The sequence below is a fragment of the Cyclobacterium jeungdonense genome, assembly GCF_010994275.1.
Lineage (GTDB): Bacteria > Bacteroidota > Bacteroidia > Cytophagales > Cyclobacteriaceae > Cyclobacterium > Cyclobacterium jeungdonense.
Genome location: NZ_WMCD01000014.1, coordinates 33,966 through 54,195 on the forward strand (window position 1 = coordinate 33,966; position 20,230 = coordinate 54,195).

A 20,230-nucleotide genomic window follows, 5' to 3' on the forward strand; every position below is an offset into this window, starting at 1 on the left:
GCAGGTATTAGGTTTCTGACTGACTTGCTTTAAACATTCGGAAGAAGAAAAAGGGGAGAAAGCCCAGGCCAAAGAGCAAAAAGCCCAGCCCCAGCAACACACCGGCCCCTTGTAAATGAAGTAATTTGAAAAGGCATGCCGCAATCAATACCATACCACTCAGGGAGCCCACTATCCATTGGAGTTTTCCGGAAAGGTGTAAAAACAGCCTGTTTTTGAGTTTGTTTACCAGTAACAAGGGCAGGAAAACAAAGGCAAAACCCAACATGCCCGCATATAGGAACGAAGTAGCCCCCGGCAAAGACATGATTTTAAAAAAGGTGCCGAGGGTAGTCGAAAGGGCAAACACATAGCCTGAAAGGTAGGTGCATTGGTTTAGGAGCAGGCGTTTTTTATGGTTGAGAAGATAAAGGGTTTCCTCTTGTATTTCTCCAAATCCATTGGGCGCGATTTGCGCATAGGCGGCTTGAAAGGCATTTTCAAAGGATTTCCCATTTTGCATTTCAGCCTCGACAATGCAACAAAAATGGTCGATCAGGTCATCCTGCAATGCTTTGTTGGCAATTTCACTGTGCCGAATGGCCCGGCTGATGATGGAAAGTTGTTGCTCGGAAATCATACCGCTGGAGTGGTTTTCGTGTCGGTAAAGATGATTTTGTGTAGCGTGTCCATAAAGTCGGCCAACTCCTGCACGGCCATTTTCTGCTCGCCTTTTCCTTTGGGTGTCAGGGTATAGTACTTTCGTACCCTTTTCCCGATGGTGACTTCTTCCGTCGTGACCATCCCGTCGCTTAGCAGCTTATGCAAGATAGGGTAGAGGCTACCATCTTTGATCAGGATTTTTCCTTCCGAAATGCCCTTTACTTTCTGGCAGATTTCGTACCCGTACATTTTTCCGTTTTCTTCCAGGAGCTTTAAGATGATGACCCCCAGGGTGCCTTTTAACAATTCTTTTGAATACATAGGGCAAATATACATCATAATACGATGTATCAAATTAAAAGGCATAATTTATTACACCATTTCAAAAATGCGTCGCGTCTATAGGGGGATGTTTGCTTGAGATGAAAGTTGAAAATTAGGCCACGCTTTGATTGTACAGGTGCTCCTGGAATTCGATATACAGCTTGGGTAATTCCCCAAAAAGGTCGCTAAGAAATTCCTCTGATGAAATGGGTTTGCCATCTGCACTCTAAAAGGAAGTGGAAACCATGGGATTGATCGCTCTTTTCTTTCGGTTTCGTAGCTTGATGTTAACTCGTCTTTTGCGGGATTTTGCCTCGGCTGTTTCATCGGAAGCTACCGATTTTTCCGGATAAGGGATGTTTCCAAGCGATTGCCTTTTTAGAGAATACCTCCTCCCAGGACCAATCGGATAATTCCTACCACCACCGCGATGCCACATAACACCATGCCTTCATTGGATTTCCCGATTGCGCTGATGATCAGGCCGAGAATGGCGAAAGGGATATTGATCCAATTAAACCAACCCAAAAGCGGGATAAATCCCAGCAACATACCCAAGGCGGCCAGTACGCCAAGGATTAATCCAACTGTTTTCATAGGAATCGTCTGTTTTTTTTAAGGCCTTTGCTGAATGGGAGAAGTAATGGATGACGGAGGAATCGCCGCGGCGCCCCGCACCTGTATCGGCATTCCGGGCGACACGCTGATACATCGCACGCCGTACCGATTATCGCCCGATGCGTTACATCCTTTCCCACAAATCGAAGGCCGCTAAAACTAGCAAAATTTTCCGATTGGACACAACGCGTTTTCGAAATAGTTTCTACTTCGATCGGATGGGGGTAGTACCGAACGACGAATTTGCCTGCATCGTTATTTATTGGAGTATCTACAGGCCTGTTTTAGTTCCATCTGCGCCCTGCCCCCGGTGCGAAAAACGTTGGTTGCCCACCTAGATACGAACCGGATTCGATTGAAAGTACGATTAAGACCAGATTTATCGAACCAAAAATCCATCCATTCCTTTATCAAATAATTTTGTTAGTTTCCGTTAGGAAGCTGTTGGTTGGATTATGTTATCGTTATTCCCATTGATTCCATCGAGGGAAAGGCAGCGAAATTTTCTACTACTCCCCAAAATTTCAGCCCAAACAAAAATTTATCCATAAAAAAATTTGGATAATTACACGAATTAATTAACTTCACTATCAGAAAAACCAACACTATTATTTAAACTGCCTCGCATTCTTTGCTGACATATTGTTTTGTCAAGGGTCCTTTTTGGTACAAAAGCCATTGTATTTTGGAGCAAAAAGGTTTTTCAATCATCTGCAAAGCCGAAAACTGTTGACAGTATACAGCTTTTTTCAAAAACAAATCTACCAATTTACTAACCTTTAGGTGTCGTTTCAGTCCCTGGTGACTTTTTGAATTTTGATAATACCCCAGTGCTTAAAGGTTTTCGTTTCATCAAGCTTGTGTTTCCCACGTAAACAGGAGTACGGCATTACTATGTGTTAACCTACTAATGCCTTTTTTCTAATGATACCTTTTTCCTTCCCACTAACAGGGCTGCCATTACTGTGCCTTGAACCACAGTATGCCCAGGAAAAAATCAATCCAAGCCGCCGCTCCTTATCAGGAAGATGGAATCCCCCTATCCCAGACCACCCGGCTACAGCCGGAAAAGGTTGGGGACCTGATCCTTTATCTGATCCGATGCGAAGACAAAAAATCACCGCACTGGAGACAAAAATAAAGAACATGAAATCGAGCATGACGAGAACGTCACATATTGGGATGATCATTAATCATGCGAAGATTCTCCCGATTTAACATCGGGACAGGCTATTTGACCATTAAAAACAATTATAAACAGATGAAAACGGCTCCATTGCCGATGATGCCAGCGGTCCGGTAACCGGTTAGTAATCCAATTTAATTTTTAAAACCTCATTGATTTTATCATGAAAACCATCCTCAAATGCAACCAACACTGTTGGCTTTGCTTAGCCATCTACGTGCACATGAACCTGACACCTGCAATCACTTTAGGGCAGGAAATGGCATTCAGAGCCCAGGTCACCCCACCATCTCCCGAAGTGAGTGCCCTGGCCAAATTTGCCGACACGCGCATATCGCATTATTCCGGCATACCGGATATCAACATCCCCCTGTACACCATTGCAGAACAAGACCTGGAAATTCCGGTGCTGTTAAGTTACCATGCCGGTGGTATCCGCGTGGAAGAGCGGGCTGGCTGGGCAGGACTGGGTTGGGCCCTGAATGCAGGCGGAAGCATCAGCAGGACCATGAAGGGTCTCCCGGACGAGCATAACCAGTCAAGCAGTGGCTATATCCACCATGATGTGGTACCTGACCAACTAACTACCAATCAATTGGCGGACTATTATAACCGCACACAAAATGCAACCATCGATTTTGAGCAGGATATTTTCCATTTTGCATTCGCCAACTTTTCCGGAAAATTTGTGCTTGATAAAAATGGTGAAGTTGCCTTCCTGAATGCCAGCAACTTAAAAATTCAATTTGATCAGGTCAATAGGAACATTGTCCGTTGGAAGGTATGGGACGGAAGTGGAAACCAGTACATTTTTGAAGACCTGGAACGAACCATCACTGAAGCTATCTCCGAAGGCAAATCAGCACTTTTTCGTTCCATTTTTCATTCGGCATGGCACCTGAGTAAAATTATCACTTATAGTGGCAGGGAAATAACCTTCCTTTACGAAAACTATACTGAATCCTATTATTCCAGATCCACCCAATCTGCTTCCTATTTTTTTAGTGGAACTTCCGGAAGAGGTGTCTGCGGCACAAACAGAATAACCAATGGGTTTTCCGAAGTGACCATCCGGGGAAAACAATTGCAAGCAATCCAATTTGGTTTGGGGAAAATACTAATCGAAAGCAAAAATGACCGGCAAGATGCTACTTCCAAAAGACTATCAGGCATTAAGGTGTTTAATAATAGGGATCGGCTCATCAAATCGTTTACGTTTGATCATGATTATTACCAATCCACCCTGTCAAACGGACAAATACAGCTTCCGGATTTCATAGCCAGGGCTACGCCCAAGAAACGACTTCGTCTTAAAAAAGTCACCGAAAACACAACAAAGCAGGAACTGGAATATATCTTGGAATATAACGGCAATACCTTACCGGATTTGTTTTCCAATGCACAGGACCATTGGGGTTTTTACAATGGAGAGGACAACCAGAGCCTTATCCCCCAGTATATGAAATTCCGGCAAGCCAACGCTAACCGGCTGGTCGTTCCGGAAAAGGCCGCAATGGGTTGCTTAAGAAAAATATCCTATCCGACCGGAGGGACCATTACCTATGAAATGGAAAGCAATACGGCAGTAGTCCGTTCAGATGATTACTACAATTATTTTAGTCCGGTAGTCCTGGAAAAGGATCAACCTCTATATTCCGCTTCGGTAAACAGCAAACGCCCCAAAGCCTATTTCCAGGTGGAACCTCAGGAATCCACGGAGGATACACACAAATTGATCCAATATACGGTTCACTTGAGTAATTTGGCGGATTGTGATGCACGAGGCAAGGATTGCCGGGGCTCCCTGGATGTTTATCTGTATTCTCCTGTAGAGAAGTCCTTTGTAAGTTTGCTTTCCAATACTATCAAAAAGGGTCGCATTACAGGTGAAATTTGGCTGAAAGCAGGAACACAATACCAACTGCATGTAGAGGGACCAGCTTACCTAATTTCAGGAGTGATCGCTACCGTTTCAGGAAGAAAAAACCCACCAAAACAGGAGGATAGCGGTCAGATAGAAGTTCCTACAGGAGGCTTGCGGGTCCAATCCATTGCCAAAGATTTTGGCAACCAAACCGAAACCATCCATTATCGTTATGAGCAAGCGGAGGAAAGCATTTCCTCAGGTTCGCTGGCGACCTTTCCAAAATACGACTTCATCCATTTCAATACCGTCACCCAAAAAGTTCCAGGTAGAAATGATATTGCAGTAGACCATTGTTTGAAATTTGAATTACGGTCCTATTCTCAGCTTCCGCTATCCTCGGGTGCGGATTACTTTGGTTATACGAACATTAAGGAGATCCGGAAAAACACGGAAGGGGAAATTCTGCGCACTGATTATCAATACCTTTCTCCAGAGCATTTCCCGGATCAATCTCGTTATGTGGCTCCCTTCGGAATCGTCCGAAGTGCAGAAGGCAAACGGGGTGTGCCCGCCGGAGTGATTTATTTTGTCCAAACCAAAGAGGGGTTCCAAAAATCCCGGGAATTGATCTATACCTATCGAGCATCGGAAAGGACCTCACATGAAAACTTTGTTTTTTCCTGCATGGGTTACGGGCCCGGAGGATGTCAGGATGTCCGGTACCTGAAATATTTCAATACCACGGTCTGGAATCCTCGCATTGAAATAAAGGAGATTCGGTTTGATACCCAGACCGGTGCTGCCTTTGAAAAAACCAGCACAACAAGCTATGATGAGAACTACCTTTTGCCCATAAAGCAGACCCATTCCTTATCCCAAAACACAAGCCTGGAAGAATATTATTATTACCCCTTCAACCTTCCTGCGGCCTTGAATGCTTCCGGGGACCGGTCCATACTTGCGGGCCTGATGGATGTCAATAGGATTACTCCCAGTCTGGCCCAGGTAAAAAAAATGGCAGGGCAACAGGTTGAGCAGCAACAGGTCCAAATGAAAAGGTACCATGGGAAAATTTTACCGTCCAGACTGCTCAAAAAGCACGCTGACCATCAAACATTCCAGGACTTACGCATTTTGTCCTATGATTCCTTCGGGAATATCCTGGAGCAAAAGCCCCGGACCGGCCCCCGGGAAAGTTTTCTCTGGTTTGAAGAAGGTAGGTGGATGGCGGCTGCTGTCCAAAATGCGGGGGCATCGGAAATTGCCTATACTTCATTCGAAACTGCTGATAATGGAGGATGGACTTTCAATGGTGAACCCTATACAAGCGAAAGTGCCAAAACCGGAGTAAACCTGTATCACTTGGGGAGTGGAGCTATTAGCAAGACGGAGATACCGGCAACTCCTGACCATGTGTTTCTGCTTTCGTTTTGGGCAAAAAAAGCAAGCAGCAGGACTTCCGGGAACTGGAGCTTCATGGGGGAAACCGTGCTGTTGATCAATGATTGGCAGTTGATTCTAAGGGAAGTGACCAGCGACAAGCTTACCCTTTCCGGGGAGGGTGTTCTGATCGACGAATTACGACTTCACCCCAAGGATGCTTTTATGGAGACCTATACCCATGAACCCCTGATCGGCATCAGCAGCAGGACCAACCAAAGGCACCATACCCGCTACTATGAATACGATGCCATGGGCAGGCTGGAGACTATCCGAAACATGGATAGGGATATTCTGGAACACTACGCATATACCTACCAAACCCAAAACCAGGCGATGCCATGAAGACCAAACTGATATACCTTGCCATTCTGACCCTGTGTTCCTGGACGGGGAGGCCTGCTCTTGCCCAGGAAAACAGCATCCGTACTTTCCGCCCGGAAGTGCCGCTGAAAGCAACATCCTCATTAGAAGGTTCTCCCTCGGTTAAAATATCAACGGTATACCTGGACGGGCTGGGCAGAGAACAACAGATCGTCAGCCAAGGGGCTGCTCCAGGCGGTGGGGACATTGTCAAGCCCAAGCATTACGATTCCTTCGGCAGGCCTGACCGGGAATACCTCCCCTATGTCCCGATAGCCAACAAGGTCTCCGGTGCATTCCGGCCCGATTTTGAGGCTGAACATGCCTCCTATTACCACCAGAAGTACGCTGGAGATGCCTATGGCTATCAGGAAATCGTTTATCAACCTTCGGATCTTTTATCACCGCAGACCATTTCCCCACCCGGAAAAGCCTGGAGACCGGGTTCTGGCAGGGAGACAACATTTCACGAGCGTCCCAACCTAGCCGAAGAGCAGGTCCGCATCTGGACGGTGAATGGTGATGGCCTGCCGCTGACCAAAGAAAGCTATGCAGCCGGGGAACTATGGGTCAGCATTATTACCGATGGAGAAGGAATACGCAGCCTGATCTACACGGACAAGCTGGGCAGGGAAATCCTGAAAAAGACCCAGGCCAGGCCAAACCCCTCAGAAGCCCACGCAGGATGGCACTGCACTTACTACATCTATGACATGCTGGGCGATTTGCGGGTAGTTCTCCCTCCCAAAGCGGTGGAAATCCTGTCCGACAACTGGCAGCGTTCGCGGGATATGGAACTGGCCGAAGGCTTGTATTTCCTTTACCGCTTTGATGGCATAAAACGGCTGGTCGAAAAGAAAATCCCTGGAAAAGCAAGGGAACAATTCCTTTACGATGATCGGGACCGGCTTGTTGGCAGCAGAGACGGCAATCTGAAATTGGCTGGCCAATGGCGGTACACTAAATACGATGCCCACAACAGACCGGTGCAGACGGGCATTACCAATGATAAAAGGAAAAGGGAAACCCTGCAAAATGACCTGGACCCTGAAAGCTCCCGCTACCTACCCGCCAAGCCAGAAATGATACCGGAAACGTACGGAAAAACCTTTCCTGCTGGCTCCTCCGACTGGCAGAACCGATACCAGGCATTGCAAACCATAGCACTGAAACCGGGTTTTCATTTTGAGCCAAAAGGGATCCAGAGTTTTCCTGTAGAAGTCGGTACATCATCGGAAGAAACCCTTGCATCTGAACCTTTTCCCCGGGAAGAGGGAGAGATTCTTAGCCTGACCTATTATGACGACTACCACAACAGTAAAAGGGCATTTCAGGAAAAAGGAGTCGGCATCAGCTCTCTTCCCGCCTCCGGACTGTCCACAGGCAAATTGGTGAAAAATATGGCCTCTGGCCAATTAATGGAGACTGTTGTGCATTACGATGAGATGGGCCGGGCGGTGCTTACCCTATCGGAAAACCACCTGGGCGGGGAAATCGAGAATTCAATCCAATATGATTTCAGGAGTAGGCCCTTGGAAACGCAATCTCAAATCCACGGCAGCGTGGCCCTACGCTATACCGATAGGTACCACTACAGTCCGGAAGGCTACCTCATCGCCATCTACCGGCGAATGGCTGAGGAGCCGGAAACCCTTCTGGCCTCCTATTCTTATGGGTTGACCGGTCAAATGGAAGAAAAGCATCTCGGTGGCCTGGCAACTTTCCAATATGAACGACATATTCGGGGCTGGACCAATGCCATCAGACCCAGGAGCGCGGATACCAGTTTGTTTTCCATGACCCTCACTCACGAAACCGGCCCACAGCCCTTATTCAATGGCAATATCTCTGAAATGGTGTGGAGTGGTAGGGATCAACAACACAGGACGTATCGATTTGACTATGATCCTGCGGGCCGGCTGACAGAAGCTTCTTATTCTGTTCCAGGAAAAAATTCCGAAAAGGACAGATACAGCCTAAGAGGCATGCGCTATGATACCAATGGGAATCTCCTTAGCCTTACCCGGCACAACAAACAGGGAAAGGACAGCTTCGGAGAAGTGGACCGGCTCAGTTACCGCTATGCACCTTACAGCAACCTGTTGGAAAATATCAACGATGATGTACCCGACGCAGGTTTTTCAGCAAGGGATTTTAGTGCCGCTCCTTCCAGAGGAAATTACCGATATGATGCCAATGGCAACCTAACGGCAAATCCTTACAAGGGCATCCACCGTATTCGGTACAACCACCTGGATCTTCCTGAAGAGATGGTATTTGACTCCGGTGAAAAAATATTGTTTGCCTATTCGGCTGAAGGACAATTGCTATACAGAAAGCTGGAAAAAAATGGCAAAATGATGGAGCGAACGGATCAGCTGGGCGAACTGGTGCTGGCCGACGGCAAACCCCGACAGTTGTTGCACCCGGAAGGGAGGGCTGTTTGGGAAAAAGGAAAGTGGGTTCCCGAGTTTTTTATCAGGGACCATCTCGGGAATGTCCGGCAGGTGCTCAGAAAACCGGTTAGCACCATCGTTCTGGCCAGCATGGAACCTGGGAGAAGAAACGAAGAAAACAAGCATTTCGAAGGAGTAGACCAAACCCGGCAGGCCGGTGAGGAACACAACAGCACGCCGGGAGGCAGCCATTCCGCCTGGCTAAATGCGGACCGGGGCAGGATGCTCGGACCTGCCAGAAGGCAAAAGGTAGCGATCGGGGAGCAGCTAAGGCTCTCGGTCCGGGGCAAATACCGGGATAGCCGCGGGTTGTCGGTGAAACCGGAAACCTTTATAGCCAGTGGAGCGAAAAACCGCCTGCTGGACAACCTTACCGAATTCGGAAATGCTCCGGCGGCAGCCGGTAATCCGGTGCTGTGGCTTTCGCTGGCAGACTTGCTGATCAAAGAGCTGCAGACCAAACCCGTGCCAGAGGCGTATTTGTTGTACGTTCTATACGACAGCGAAGGAAAGCTTTACCGCCAGGAAAAAAGGGTGTTATCAAAAAAAGCAGCCGGAAAACACGAATTTTTGGCGACAAATTTTTATATTGAAAAGGCCGGATATTTGGAAGCCTTTTTGGTAAACGAGACCGAGACAGATGTTTGGTTTGACGACTTCCGGGTTCAGACCCTGAGTCCCCTGGTGGTGCAGGAAGACCATTACGATCCCTGGGGGCTGGAGCTCAGTGGACTGGAATACCGGGAGGAGGATCGGGAAAAGAATAATTATAAATTTAACGCAGGGAGTCTCTTGTTAGATCGCCTGGGATGGTACCAAACCCCCAACCGCTTGTATGATCCGGTTTTGGGAAGATTTTGGGGCATGGACAAGCTTTCTGATATGTACACCTCCATTAGTCCCATGGCCTTTGGATTCAACAACCCGCTTCTATTTTCGGACCCTACCGGTTTGGCGGGGGACTGCGATGGCTGTCCGGAATTTCAGCTTCCGGTAGTGACGATCAATAGTAGTCCGAACCGTAGGCACCATATGCAGCTGGAGTCGCAACTGCAGCTTATGCGTCAGAGTCGAAATCCCGTTTACCGCAACCTGGGGCAAACGGCCTACCGGGAAGGGCTGCAGGCGGCCCGAGACTTGTACCAGCGGGGGCGGAAGTTACATTTCAGCGAAAAAGAAGCCCTGGCATCAAGAAACAGCCGGTATTTGGATGGCATCGGCAAAATGGTTTCCCATGGGATTACCGGCAGCATGGTAGCGGCGGTCGCATCGCCGGTTTTGGTCAGAGGTGTGGTCGAGGGATTAGGTGCTCGTGTCGTTCAACGGATGGGAATGGAGGTAGGGCTGCAGATGGGAATGAGTTTACTATTTAACGGAAATCTAAAAAGCGTTGATGTAGCCGATATTGGATTAGCTGGTTTATTTGGTAAATCAGCCTTTTTTTCGCAGGCTCTTTTTGATATTAATTTAAAAGATGGGTTTAGCTCTTCAATCGGAATTGGCAATCAAAAACGGATTTCAGAAACTACACTTGATTTAGGTGTGGGTGGGTTTAATTTTGGTCATAATAAACTTCTAAATAGTTCTGAAATAGATAAAAGGGTAGTTTCCATCATTTCAAATATCAATAGTACAGCTAGAATTTTAACTGGAAAAGTTTCAACAAACGAATATTAACAATGAACAAGAAAGTCACCATCACTATTTCAAAAATCATATTTGTAATATTGGCTGTCTATTTTGGGAACATGATTTTTGAAAACTACTATTCAGGACTTGAAAAAAATTATACCATTGGGGTATTAGGGGAAAAATATAGACTTCCTAACCAAGGAAGTAGGATTAATTTTCATTTCTACTATTGGGGTGAAAAATTTCAATCCGATAATTTTCTTGGTACAAATGAAATTTCCAAAGATCAATTAACCTACCTTATCGAAGTTCCTGTAAAGGACATCAAAAAAAGTCGGATTCTCTGGGACTACCCGGTACCCGACACCCTAAAAGCCCCTTACGAAGGCTGGGAGGAAATACCGGAGTTTTTGAAGAAGAAGAGAGGAGGTGATTGAAAATGCTAACAATCCGGTTACGAGAGCAAGTTCTTCTCCGCCGGCTTGATTTATCGGTGGTATCCGGCAGCTGCGAATTCGCCAGGCTGCAGCAGCCGATTGCTGACCGTGCACAGGAGGAGTCTCGGTTTTTTAGGGTTTCGGAATTTCTCCCGTCCTACCCGAAAGCGTTGAGTTTCGTTCAATCCGTATCGCCAGGATTTCCGCTTGGTTAATTGATTTTTTTGGGACACTTGGGAATCGTGAAACAGCATCCCAAGTGTCCCAAAATGTCCCAATAACTTATCCCTTTTTCTTCCGTTGTTCAATCCTGGCTCGGGTCATTCGTTCTCTGAGCCCTCCGTTGTTGACAAAAGCAATTTCCAACTGCTTAATCTGTTGTTTTAAGAGATAGGTGGAGATTTTAATTAGTGTAATCATGGCATTCGCACAAATCTCCGGATCTTCATGCTCGATGGCTTTTTTAAATGTGTCGTAGGTTGGTGTTGGAGTGCTTTTATTTAGTTCGCGCATGCGGTAAACAAGGTGATGATTCTTTTCCCAAATCGGAAGCGCTCTGGTTCTCAAAAAATCCTCATAGTCAATTTGAAGCTCTTCTAAACTTGCCCGGGCTACATTTGTGAGCTTAATTTCCATTTCTTTGGATGTAGCAGAAGCCATACTGCCTTCGGCAATGTTCTGCTTACCACTCCGTGCCGCTTGCACCATTTGACCTACTGTGCGGTCATACTTATGGAAGTACCGATTGGTAAAATAAACCGTGCCGTCATAAATGATTTCTGCCTTCTGATAGCTAAACAGCTTACGATATCCTCCGTGTGGAGGGATAAAACCTTCCGGATTTTTATCTTCCTCGCTCATCGGTAAAGCCGCTATTTTCCGCTTTTTCCAGTAACAAATCGCAGAGACCATCCCTTTAGTCACCTGGCTAACCGGATTCGTTGGGAAGTAAAAATAGCCAAATAAGGTTTTGGTAATTTTCGAAAAAAATATATATTTAGTATCGTTTTATCCACAAAGCCATTTTAAAAAATGGCCTCCACCCTTTACCTCCCAATAAAATGAAAAAGCCCCTTTTCTCCGTTCCCTCGTTTAATATCTTTGTGCTGTGTTTTTTATTGATTGGTTGTAGTTTATTCGAAGGGCCGGAAGGCCCTCCCGGTGATCAAGGACCGCAAGGAGAACAGGGAATACCCGGAGAGGATGGAGCAACTGGTCCGCAGGGTCCGCAAGGCGAGCAGGGTCCGCAGGGAGTGCCTGGTGAAGATGGGAAAGATGGCGTGGATGGTAATGCCAATGTGTTGGTCAAAACCATTACGGTCACCGATCAGAATTATACGGACGATTACCTGTCGGCAAAGCATTCCAACAATACCCTGTTCTTTTTTCCGGCGAAAATTGCCAAGATTGATGATCCCGATATTACGGAGGATATTGTTGCCAATGGCATGGTGCTGGCCTATATCCGGGTGCCTATTGGCCTTGCTTTTGAACCCAGCCAATGGACCAATCTACCCTATACCTACCGGCATCTGAACCAGATATACACCGGTAATTACTCCAGTGCCTATAGTCTGAATACCTTTAGTCTGGCCTTTTATTTTACCAAAAATACGGAAGGCACCATGCCCAATATCCGGGACTGGACGGTACCGGATAATACCATTCGTTATGTCATTATCAGCGGCTCGGCCATGGCCCAAATGGCCAGTTCCCGGGTGGATTTCACCAACCTGGAGGCGTTGGAAGCTTATTTTGTCGCCGAAGGACTGTTGGATAAGTGATTATTTCTGAAAAACAAACCTTAAAAGACATGCAATCGACTGCCGGGTTGGTAGGTGGGCTGATCTGAGTTAAATGGGCGGTTGTGCAGAGCCGAATCGGTAGCTGACCGATCCGGATCATTGTCTGACCGGAGTCGAATCCACGTTAAAATTAGTAGCTGCATTTATTTTATTTATTATTTTAGTTGCTGGATTTGGGAACGAACCCAACCGATTCACCTCCAGCCTATGAAAAGGGACTATTTCCTGCTAAGCCGGGGGTTGCATTGGATAAATGAGTACCCGATGAACAGGTAGCCTCAAAAAAGGATGTACTTTGTATGGTCAGATGACACCATTTTGCACCAAAGGGGAGGAGATAAATAGAAGTGGTTTTAGGTGGTTACCTTTACGTCTTCATAGGTGGATTTTTTAGCGCCAATTGCCTTTTCGATGATGGTGATATCACCGGTAGTTTCTAAAATGATCATATCAACTTCATCCAGGCTGGCCATGCCTTCCTGCCGGCCTTTGCTATAGATCTCCTCTACCGTGATTCGCTCCTTTTTCATCGCCCGATATAAAAATTCGCCCTTATAAAAAAGTAAGGAAGGGCTACTGGTAATTAATTTTTTAATGGTTTTTTTCCGGACAGACAGCCAGGTTAATAAAAACTGAAAGCTGATAAATAGCAGAATAGCCGTCACCCCATCGGCAAGGGGGACATTTTTATTCAACGCTATAGTTGCCAGGCAGGAGCCCAAAGCAATGGTAACGATAAAATCAAAGGCATTCATTTTAGATAAGGTTCGTTTACCCGAAATCCGTAAGATTAGCACCATAGCGGCGTATCCCAATGTCGTTAGGCAGATCGTCCGGATCAGGCTCGCCCAGTTATCAAACCAAATAGTTTCCATGCTTTTCTTTTAGTTATTTTCCAATCGTTTGATCATCGCTTTCATCTCGGCTATTTCTCTTTCCTGGGCTTTGATGATTTCATCTGCTAGTTTTTTTACCTCCGGGTCTTGCAGGTCTGCGCGTTTACTGGTCAGGATGGCAATGGAATGATGCGGTATCATCGCACGCATCCATTTCACGTCCGCAATGGGGATCTGCTGCCTTACCAAAAAGGTGGCACTTGCCATCAGCAAAATACTACAAAGGATAACGGCCCCGTTTTTTTTCTGGTTGGTGTACATTTTCCGCATAAACAAAAACATGATGATCGCCATGCCGCCGATACCGATCAGGGTCATGTACATTCTGGTCCAGCTAAAAAAGACATGACTTAGCTCATAGGTATTGAAATACATGGTGATGTACATGGAAATGGCCGAACAGGCAAGCATCAAAATAAAGGTGGTGTACGGTGCATTTTTCATAGTGAGTTATTTTAAGTTATTCAAAGGGTTCAGTTGTAGTCACAGGATTTTCGGGACCTGTTTTATGGCAGAGGAAAAAGCCTTTTCAGGATTGGTTATACAGTACGGGCATTTGCCCTTTCCATTGCTCCCAGAGTTCATTTTCTACCAAAAGCCGCGCCATAAAATTACCCACATTGATTCTGCTGGTTTTCCCCGGGTTGAAAAGAGCACTTCGGGTAGGGGAGGGAAAAGCCTGGTATGCCGTGACTTCGCTGTGGTCTACCAACGAATCCGGCCGTACCACCACCCATTCAATTTGGGGATCTCCTGCACCGATTTCCGCGCGTAAATACTCCGCCGCCTGTTCGTTGTCGGTATGCGGCGGCAGCAGGTGGCGGATCAATCCGATCAAAAGCTTTTCTCCGGCAGAAAGCGATTCCCGTAGATTGGCGTTGCGGCTGCCGGCGGTATTCATCAAAACGAAACGCATTGGATGCTCCGGAGGTAGGATACGGACAGCGGCGCAGAGGGATCGCAGGGCCTCGGTTACCAGTTTTCGGGGCTTGCCATAGACACCTTTTAGGGTCAGATTGTGGCCCAGACAGGAGGCGATTCCCTGACATCCTTGCAGATAGGGAGCCAGGACCTGCGGGCTCATTTCAGAAATGGAACCGTGGATAAGGGTAAGTTGAGGGTTTGTTTCCCAGGAATCGGGCAAGGTAGCCGTTTCCCGTACCAGCGCCCGGACCTGATGGCCCATGGAAAGGAGTTGGTCTACGAGCAATTTTCCAGTGGCTCCACTGGCACCTGCTATAAATACGGTCATAGGGTTTGGGTTTAGGATACCGAATGGCTGTGAGTACTGCTCTGGAGTAGTACTTTTGGGTATTCAGTCAAACGATGCAAGTGAAATATCAAAAAAGTTTCCGTAAATACCTAATAGACAACTCATGGGGGGATGGAAGTCCTGCTGAGGTGGTGCTGTGCGAAATTTGCAATGTCGGACCACAGATAATGCAGGATTTGTAATCCTGGTTTCGTACACGTTTCTGGGGATTACAAATCCCCTTTATCTGTCCACGGAATTACAAATTCCGCGGAGCGGTACGGGGATGTGCTGTGCGAAATTTGCAATGTCGGACCACAGATAATGCAGGATTTGTAATCCTGGTTTCGTACACGTTTCTGGGGATTACAAATCCCCTTTATCTGTCCACGGAATTACAAATTCCGCGGAGCGGTACGGGGATGCGCTGTTCGATATTTGCAATGTCGACCTCAGATAATGCAGGATTTGTAATCCTGGTTTCGTACACGTTTCCGGGGATTAAAAATCCCCTTTATCTGTACCACGGAATTACAAATTCCGCGGAGCGGTAGGAGGTCGTGCTGTTCGACATTTGCAATGTCGAACCCAGATAAATCAGGATTTGCAATCCTGTTTCCGAGCTCGTTCCGGGGATTAAAAATCCCCTTTATCTGTGCCGCAGGACTGCAAGATTCTGCATTGAGGATTGGCCTGATAAAAAGGGCGCTAACGTATTGGTTTTCGACAAAGGAAATAGTTACATTTATCTGGGCCAATTTAGGGACATCCCCACATGGCCATTCAATAGGAGTGAATTGCCATTGCTTCAAAAGTCACCCTATCAAGCTTTTACCCGGTAATCCTTTACTGGAAGGTAAAAAAGGTTTTGATACCGAATTTATCAATAACAGAAATCCGAACCTACTTGGGAGGATGATAATAGTCAAGAAAAAACGTATAATGAGAATTAAACTATTATTTGTATTTGCCTTTGTACTTAGTGCAACTTTCACAAGTAATTCAAAGGCCCAAAAGGGTCCTGACCTGGTGGCAGGTATCCCCGTAAATTATGATGAAGAGAAAGTAGGTACGTATACCCTGCCCGACCCATTGACCAAATCCAATGGCGAAAAAGTGTCGAATAGTGAAGACTGGACAAAAAACAGGCGGCCTGAAATAGTTAGGATTTTTGAGCAGGAACAGTTCGGTTCTGTTCCGGGTAAACCATCGGAGATGCGTTTTGATGTGTTTGATAAAGGGACGCCTGCCTTTAGTGGCAAAGCCATCAGAAAGCAAGTGCGGATATACTTTACAAAAGACACTGTCAGTGACCACAATATGGACATGGTGATTTATCTTCCCGCTAAGGCAACAGCGCCTTCACCGCTGTTGCTGGCCCTTTCATTCTCTCCAAATTCCCTTGTCATTGATGATCCGGGCATTCGTCCTGGTACAGTGTGGAAAGATGGGGAAAAGGTTCCTGCAACGCGGACAGCATTTGGCAAGGTAGACGTGGAGCGGTATATCGCCAATGGAATAGGGTACGCCAGTATATATTATGGGGATATTGAACCTGACGCAAAGGACGGGATCAGGTATGGTATACGGAGTGTATATTTAAAACCCGGGAACACCCAGGTTGACCTCCATGAGTGGGGGGCGGTATCGGCCTGGTCCTGGGGGCTAAGCCGGGCCATGGATTATTTAGAAACGGACCCTTCTATCAACGCCGGTAAAGTGGCGATCCAGGGCGCATCGAGACTGGGAAAGACTGTTTTATGGACAGGGGCTCGCGATCCGAGGTTTGCCATGGTCATCGCAAGTATTTCAGGGGAGAGCGGAGCGGCATTGAGCAGGCGGAATTTTGGGGAAACTGTCGGGCACATGACCGATACGTCCCGCTATTTCTATCAGTTTGCACCACGTTATCACCAGTATTCGGATAAGGTGAACCAAATGCCCATGGACAGTCACATGCTCATTGCCCTGTTGGCACCGCGTCCCCTTTTGCTCCAAACCGGGAGTACCGACTACTGGTCGGATCCCAAAGGGGAATACCTTGCGGCCCAAGCGGCTCAACCTGTCTACGAACTTTTTGGGCTGAAGGGGGTGGGCACAGGGCCTTTCCCGGATCCAGGAGACGATTCCATGCTCAACACCTTGGGCTATTATATGCATGAGGGAGGCCATAGGGTATTGCCTGAAGACCATGAGGTTTTTATTCGATATATAAAAAAACATTTTGACCTGGACACAAAATAGCATTACGGATCCATCTGCTATCGTGGAGGTGAAAAAATACCTAAAGAAAAGTTATAAATAGGTTGGTAACACACCAATAATTTAATTGTCTGCTTAGCCAACATCTTTCATTTTTAAAGGGAATTTATTTACCATTCCTGCCCGGAAAAAAAACAAAAAAGCCTGACTTATGAAGCTGTGCGACATTTGTAATGTCGAACCTCAGATAATGCAGGATTTGCAATCCTGGTTTCGTGTCCGTACCGGGGATTACAAATCCCTTTTATCTGTACCACGGAATTACAAATTCCGCAGAGCGGTACGGGGATGTGCTGTTCGATATTTGCAATGTCGAACCTCAGATAGTGCAGGATTTGTAATCCTGCTTACGTGCCCGTTCTGGTGACTACAGGTCTCTTTGAGTAGTGAATGGTGTTGATCCTGACCTGTCACCACTGAAAATTACCAACCAAAGGAATAATGATCATTTGAAGGATTTAGTTAAATTAGCAGGCAAAGCATCGGAAGCGGATTGCATTTGCTATGAGAATGGGGTGAAAGAGACCTGTCAAAAGCACCAATTGGTTTTGGTGGCTTTTCTTACCTTCAGACCAGCAGAGATTAACTCAAATTGAAAATCATAGTGGGAAATAGGGGAAGAGTATATTATTCCATCTGACTCTTTAGGGAATTGATTTAAATTTTTCGATTGATACTATCTTAATTACGGGTACAGACATCAGGAAAACAGGCACATCATTTGGAGCAGGTTGAAAGATGTCTTCCTGGTCATTCTGGAGCTGAAATTCGATGTTTACCGGTATGGGTTCCTGAGATACCACCTTAAATTCCTCTGGCAGGTTTTCAGGATAATAGAGATCGTCGTTGAATTTGATGAGAAACTGATAAAATCCCCTGATGTAATGGCGAATAATAGTAAATCTCCTGAATAAAAAAAGGTCCTAAGGTTATTCGGGGCATATTCCATGCTGTCGTTGACCAGGATGGGATCCAGTGCTAATCTAGCGTAAAAGGATTACGATAGGAAAGAGAAGAAGGAGTCTGCTTAGTGCTATTCAACTACTTTTTCTGTAAAAAGTGGCACCACTCCTTGGTAAGCATGCATACGAGCAATTAAGGGCATAAATAGCCACCAAGTAAAACCTTAAAATAAAAATCCCCTTGTAAATCAATTAGTTACAAGGGGAAATTACTTACTGTTGTGGAGCTGGCGGGAGTCGAACCCGCGTCCAGATAGGGAAACACCGTACCGTCTACATGCTTAGTCACCTGTTGGATTGTCGGCCGAAAGCTGCTGGGTGACACACCTACTTCCGGCTTAGCCACTTGTCTTAGCCCTGCTTAGTAGCCTCACAGGGAGCAGCACCGTCAAGTCGACACCCCAACTCTACCCGGACAGCGCAACGGGTAGTGGGATGTGGCCGGGGAGCATCTATCGAAGCTCAACCCTTTAAGCAGTATCTATTCCCCGAAGGGTAAGATTACGCAGCCATGGCGTAATTAGATTCGCCAAGTATGGTTCGTATGAATCGTTCAAGGCCGTACATACTCCAGCCTGCATGCGAGCCCAGCCTTTACACCTACTGTCAAAACCGGTCAGCCCCATTTGAAATGAATAGACAAAGCTAACACAAATTTGGTTCCAATACGTAAATTTTTATCACCAGCTTTTTTTGGTAGCAAGCGTTTCAGTCTGGCATAAAAAATCTCCTCCCTGGCAGACATGCTCCATCGAGCACATTAGGCTTCTCCATACCGGTAAATCCACATAACCCCAGTTCCTTTTAACAAGCATTTTCTAACAATGGTGAAACGTTTAAAAATAAATAAAGCGGGCGGGTCGACAAAAAACCGGGGGCGCGGGAGGCTGTGGGAGGGAGGATTTTTTTGTCTTGATCTTTTGGTACTTTTGGATCAAGTGTAAGGTTACAAATACCCTCCAGGCCTTACCTAATTGGATGCTCAGCCCCAGGCTGCGGGGACTAAAAAAAAGGCCACGGAATCGCTCCCATGACCTTCTGACCAACATTTATTAAAAAAAATTATCTTGCAAATGATCCCAATACCAAATAGGTGGTCAAATCTACCGTACTGATATCCTGCGTGGGATCGTGTACCACCAAAAAGCCTTCGTAGTTTCTGGTCAGTTCATTAAAAGAAATCATCAGGTCGTTTTCGGCCATTACCGTACCCCCGTTTCCTTCAATTCCTCCGGCAAAGATATCTCCATTTGGAGTCTCGTTATATGGAGTGCCGTTAGGAGTGGTGGACGGATCGGCGGCATCGTGCGCATGCACCATATAGGTCATCCCCTCCATGGTATTCATTAGGCTAATAGTAATTTTTGCGTTTCCGTCAATCATTTCTTCTACCATTATTTCAGCCATCAGGTTACGGGCATGATCTCCTTCGTAGGCCAGGTCCGTATTATCCAGTAATTGGCCTTCATTAAAGTCGTACATAAACGTTTCGCTGCGCAAATTAGCTTCCGCTTCTGGTAGCTCCTGTCCAAATACGCCCAATACCAGATAGGTACCTAAATTAGTTGTGCTGATTTCCTGAGTAGGATCGTGTACGACCAAAAAGCCCTCGTAGGCATCCAGAAGCATGTCATAATTCATCTCTGTTTGCATGGTTTGGCTTCCCATTCCATTGCTGATGCTGATCATGCCGGCAAAGATATCCCCGTTTGGTGTTTCGTTATAGGGAGTACCGTTAGGCGTAGTGGAGGGATCCGCTGCATCGTGTACATGTACGGGATACTGCACGCCATCCAGACCATTTTCCAGGCGGATGGTTACTTCGGCATTGCCGTTTTCCATTTCCTTGATCTCCAGCTCGGCAGATAGGTTTCGGGGATGATCCCCTTCGCCGTCCCCATCGTAGGCCGTGGCCGGATTATCCAGCAATTGCCCTTCGTTGAAGCCGTAGTCAAAGGATTCCATTCCAGGAGTAAAAGGCATTTCCGGTTCCGGATCATCGTTGCAAGCAGTAAATAGCCCCAGTCCGGCTACCATCAAACCCAAACTCCATTTTCTTGTTACATTCAAATACGTTTTCATGGTCAA

General features: G+C 46.5%; 15 protein-coding genes and 1 other RNA gene. 6 read left to right on the top strand and 10 right to left on the bottom strand.

Features of this window, described 5'->3' with window-relative positions; genetic code table 11:
- Positions 1-7: 7 nt before the first annotated feature.
- From GKS34_RS21135 to GKS34_RS21145, 3 genes are all read right to left on the bottom strand, one after another.
- On the bottom strand, positions 8-619 hold the full coding sequence (locus tag GKS34_RS21135) for a hypothetical protein (protein ID WP_163386987.1): 612 nt from the start codon (positions 617-619) through the stop codon (positions 8-10).
- Complete coding sequence (locus tag GKS34_RS21140; protein ID WP_163386988.1) at positions 616-963, bottom strand: PadR family transcriptional regulator; 348 nt, start codon at positions 961-963, stop codon at positions 616-618. Before GKS34_RS21140 ends, GKS34_RS21135 begins: the two co-directional genes overlap by 4 nt.
- A 381-nt stretch (positions 964-1,344) precedes the next feature.
- Positions 1,345-1,563, bottom strand: a complete 219-nt coding sequence (locus GKS34_RS21145) for a hypothetical protein (RefSeq protein ID WP_163386989.1) — start codon at positions 1,561-1,563, stop codon at positions 1,345-1,347.
- A 1,003-nt stretch (positions 1,564-2,566) separates the two neighbouring features.
- Between GKS34_RS21145 and GKS34_RS21150 the strand changes: the two genes are divergently transcribed.
- The 4 genes from GKS34_RS21150 to GKS34_RS21165 all read left to right on the top strand — a co-directional run bounded on the left by GKS34_RS21150 (position 2,567) and on the right by GKS34_RS21165 (position 10,965).
- Positions 2,567-2,725 carry a hypothetical protein gene (locus GKS34_RS21150; RefSeq protein WP_163386990.1) on the top strand — a complete coding sequence of 53 codons (159 nt, stop codon included), beginning with the start codon at positions 2,567-2,569 and terminating at the stop codon, positions 2,723-2,725.
- 208 nt (positions 2,726-2,933) lie between these two features.
- The gene (locus GKS34_RS21155) at positions 2,934-6,422 is read left to right on the top strand and encodes a hypothetical protein (RefSeq protein WP_163386991.1); all 3,489 of its coding nucleotides are present in this window, start codon (positions 2,934-2,936) and stop codon (positions 6,420-6,422) included.
- Complete coding sequence (locus GKS34_RS21160) at positions 6,419-10,573, top strand: DUF6443 domain-containing protein (RefSeq protein ID WP_163386992.1); 4,155 nt, start codon at positions 6,419-6,421, stop codon at positions 10,571-10,573. The genes GKS34_RS21155 and GKS34_RS21160 overlap by 4 nt, the downstream gene beginning before the upstream one ends.
- Positions 10,574-10,575: 2 nt before the next feature.
- Positions 10,576-10,965 carry a hypothetical protein gene (locus tag GKS34_RS21165; RefSeq protein WP_163386957.1) on the top strand — a complete coding sequence of 130 codons (390 nt, stop codon included), beginning with the start codon at positions 10,576-10,578 and terminating at the stop codon, positions 10,963-10,965.
- 282 nt (positions 10,966-11,247) lie between these two features.
- On the opposite strand, the gene GKS34_RS21170 is transcribed toward GKS34_RS21165, so the two are convergent.
- Positions 11,248-11,889 (bottom strand): four helix bundle suffix domain-containing protein, encoded by a 642-nt coding sequence (locus GKS34_RS21170; RefSeq protein WP_240459407.1) that lies wholly within the window; start codon positions 11,887-11,889, stop codon positions 11,248-11,250.
- 137 nt (positions 11,890-12,026) lie between these two features.
- On the opposite strand from GKS34_RS21170, the gene GKS34_RS21175 reads away from it, so the two are divergent.
- Complete coding sequence (locus GKS34_RS21175) at positions 12,027-12,749, top strand: collagen-like triple helix repeat-containing protein (RefSeq protein ID WP_163386993.1); 723 nt, start codon at positions 12,027-12,029, stop codon at positions 12,747-12,749.
- 20 nt (positions 12,750-12,769) lie between these two features.
- Here GKS34_RS21175 and GKS34_RS23330 read toward each other — a convergent pair whose 3' ends face one another.
- The 4 genes from GKS34_RS23330 to GKS34_RS21190 all read right to left on the bottom strand — a co-directional run bounded on the left by GKS34_RS23330 (position 12,770) and on the right by GKS34_RS21190 (position 14,918).
- Positions 12,770-12,913, bottom strand: coding sequence for a hypothetical protein (locus tag GKS34_RS23330; RefSeq protein ID WP_205602127.1), 144 nt, complete (start codon positions 12,911-12,913; stop codon positions 12,770-12,772).
- A gap of 210 nt (positions 12,914-13,123) precedes the next feature.
- Positions 13,124-13,645, bottom strand: a complete 522-nt coding sequence (locus GKS34_RS21180) for a DUF421 domain-containing protein (protein ID WP_163386994.1) — start codon at positions 13,643-13,645, stop codon at positions 13,124-13,126.
- A 9-nt stretch (positions 13,646-13,654) separates the two neighbouring features.
- On the bottom strand, positions 13,655-14,110 hold the full coding sequence (locus tag GKS34_RS21185; protein WP_163386995.1) for a DUF305 domain-containing protein: 456 nt from the start codon (positions 14,108-14,110) through the stop codon (positions 13,655-13,657).
- 85 nt (positions 14,111-14,195) lie between these two features.
- On the bottom strand, positions 14,196-14,918 hold the full coding sequence (locus GKS34_RS21190) for an NAD(P)-dependent oxidoreductase (protein ID WP_163386996.1): 723 nt from the start codon (positions 14,916-14,918) through the stop codon (positions 14,196-14,198).
- Between the two features lie 942 nt (positions 14,919-15,860).
- On the opposite strand from GKS34_RS21190, the gene GKS34_RS21195 reads away from it, so the two are divergent.
- Positions 15,861-17,162 (top strand): glucuronyl esterase domain-containing protein, encoded by a 1,302-nt coding sequence (locus GKS34_RS21195; protein WP_163386997.1) that lies wholly within the window; start codon positions 15,861-15,863, stop codon positions 17,160-17,162.
- Between the two features lie 1,199 nt (positions 17,163-18,361).
- Here the strand turns inward: GKS34_RS21195 and ssrA are convergent.
- Positions 18,362-18,766: a transfer-messenger RNA gene (ssrA, locus tag GKS34_RS21200) on the bottom strand.
- Positions 18,767-19,204: 438 nt separating this feature from the next.
- Positions 19,205-20,224, bottom strand: a complete 1,020-nt coding sequence (locus GKS34_RS21205; protein WP_163386998.1) for a hypothetical protein — start codon at positions 20,222-20,224, stop codon at positions 19,205-19,207.
- Positions 20,225-20,230: the final 6 nt, after the last annotated feature.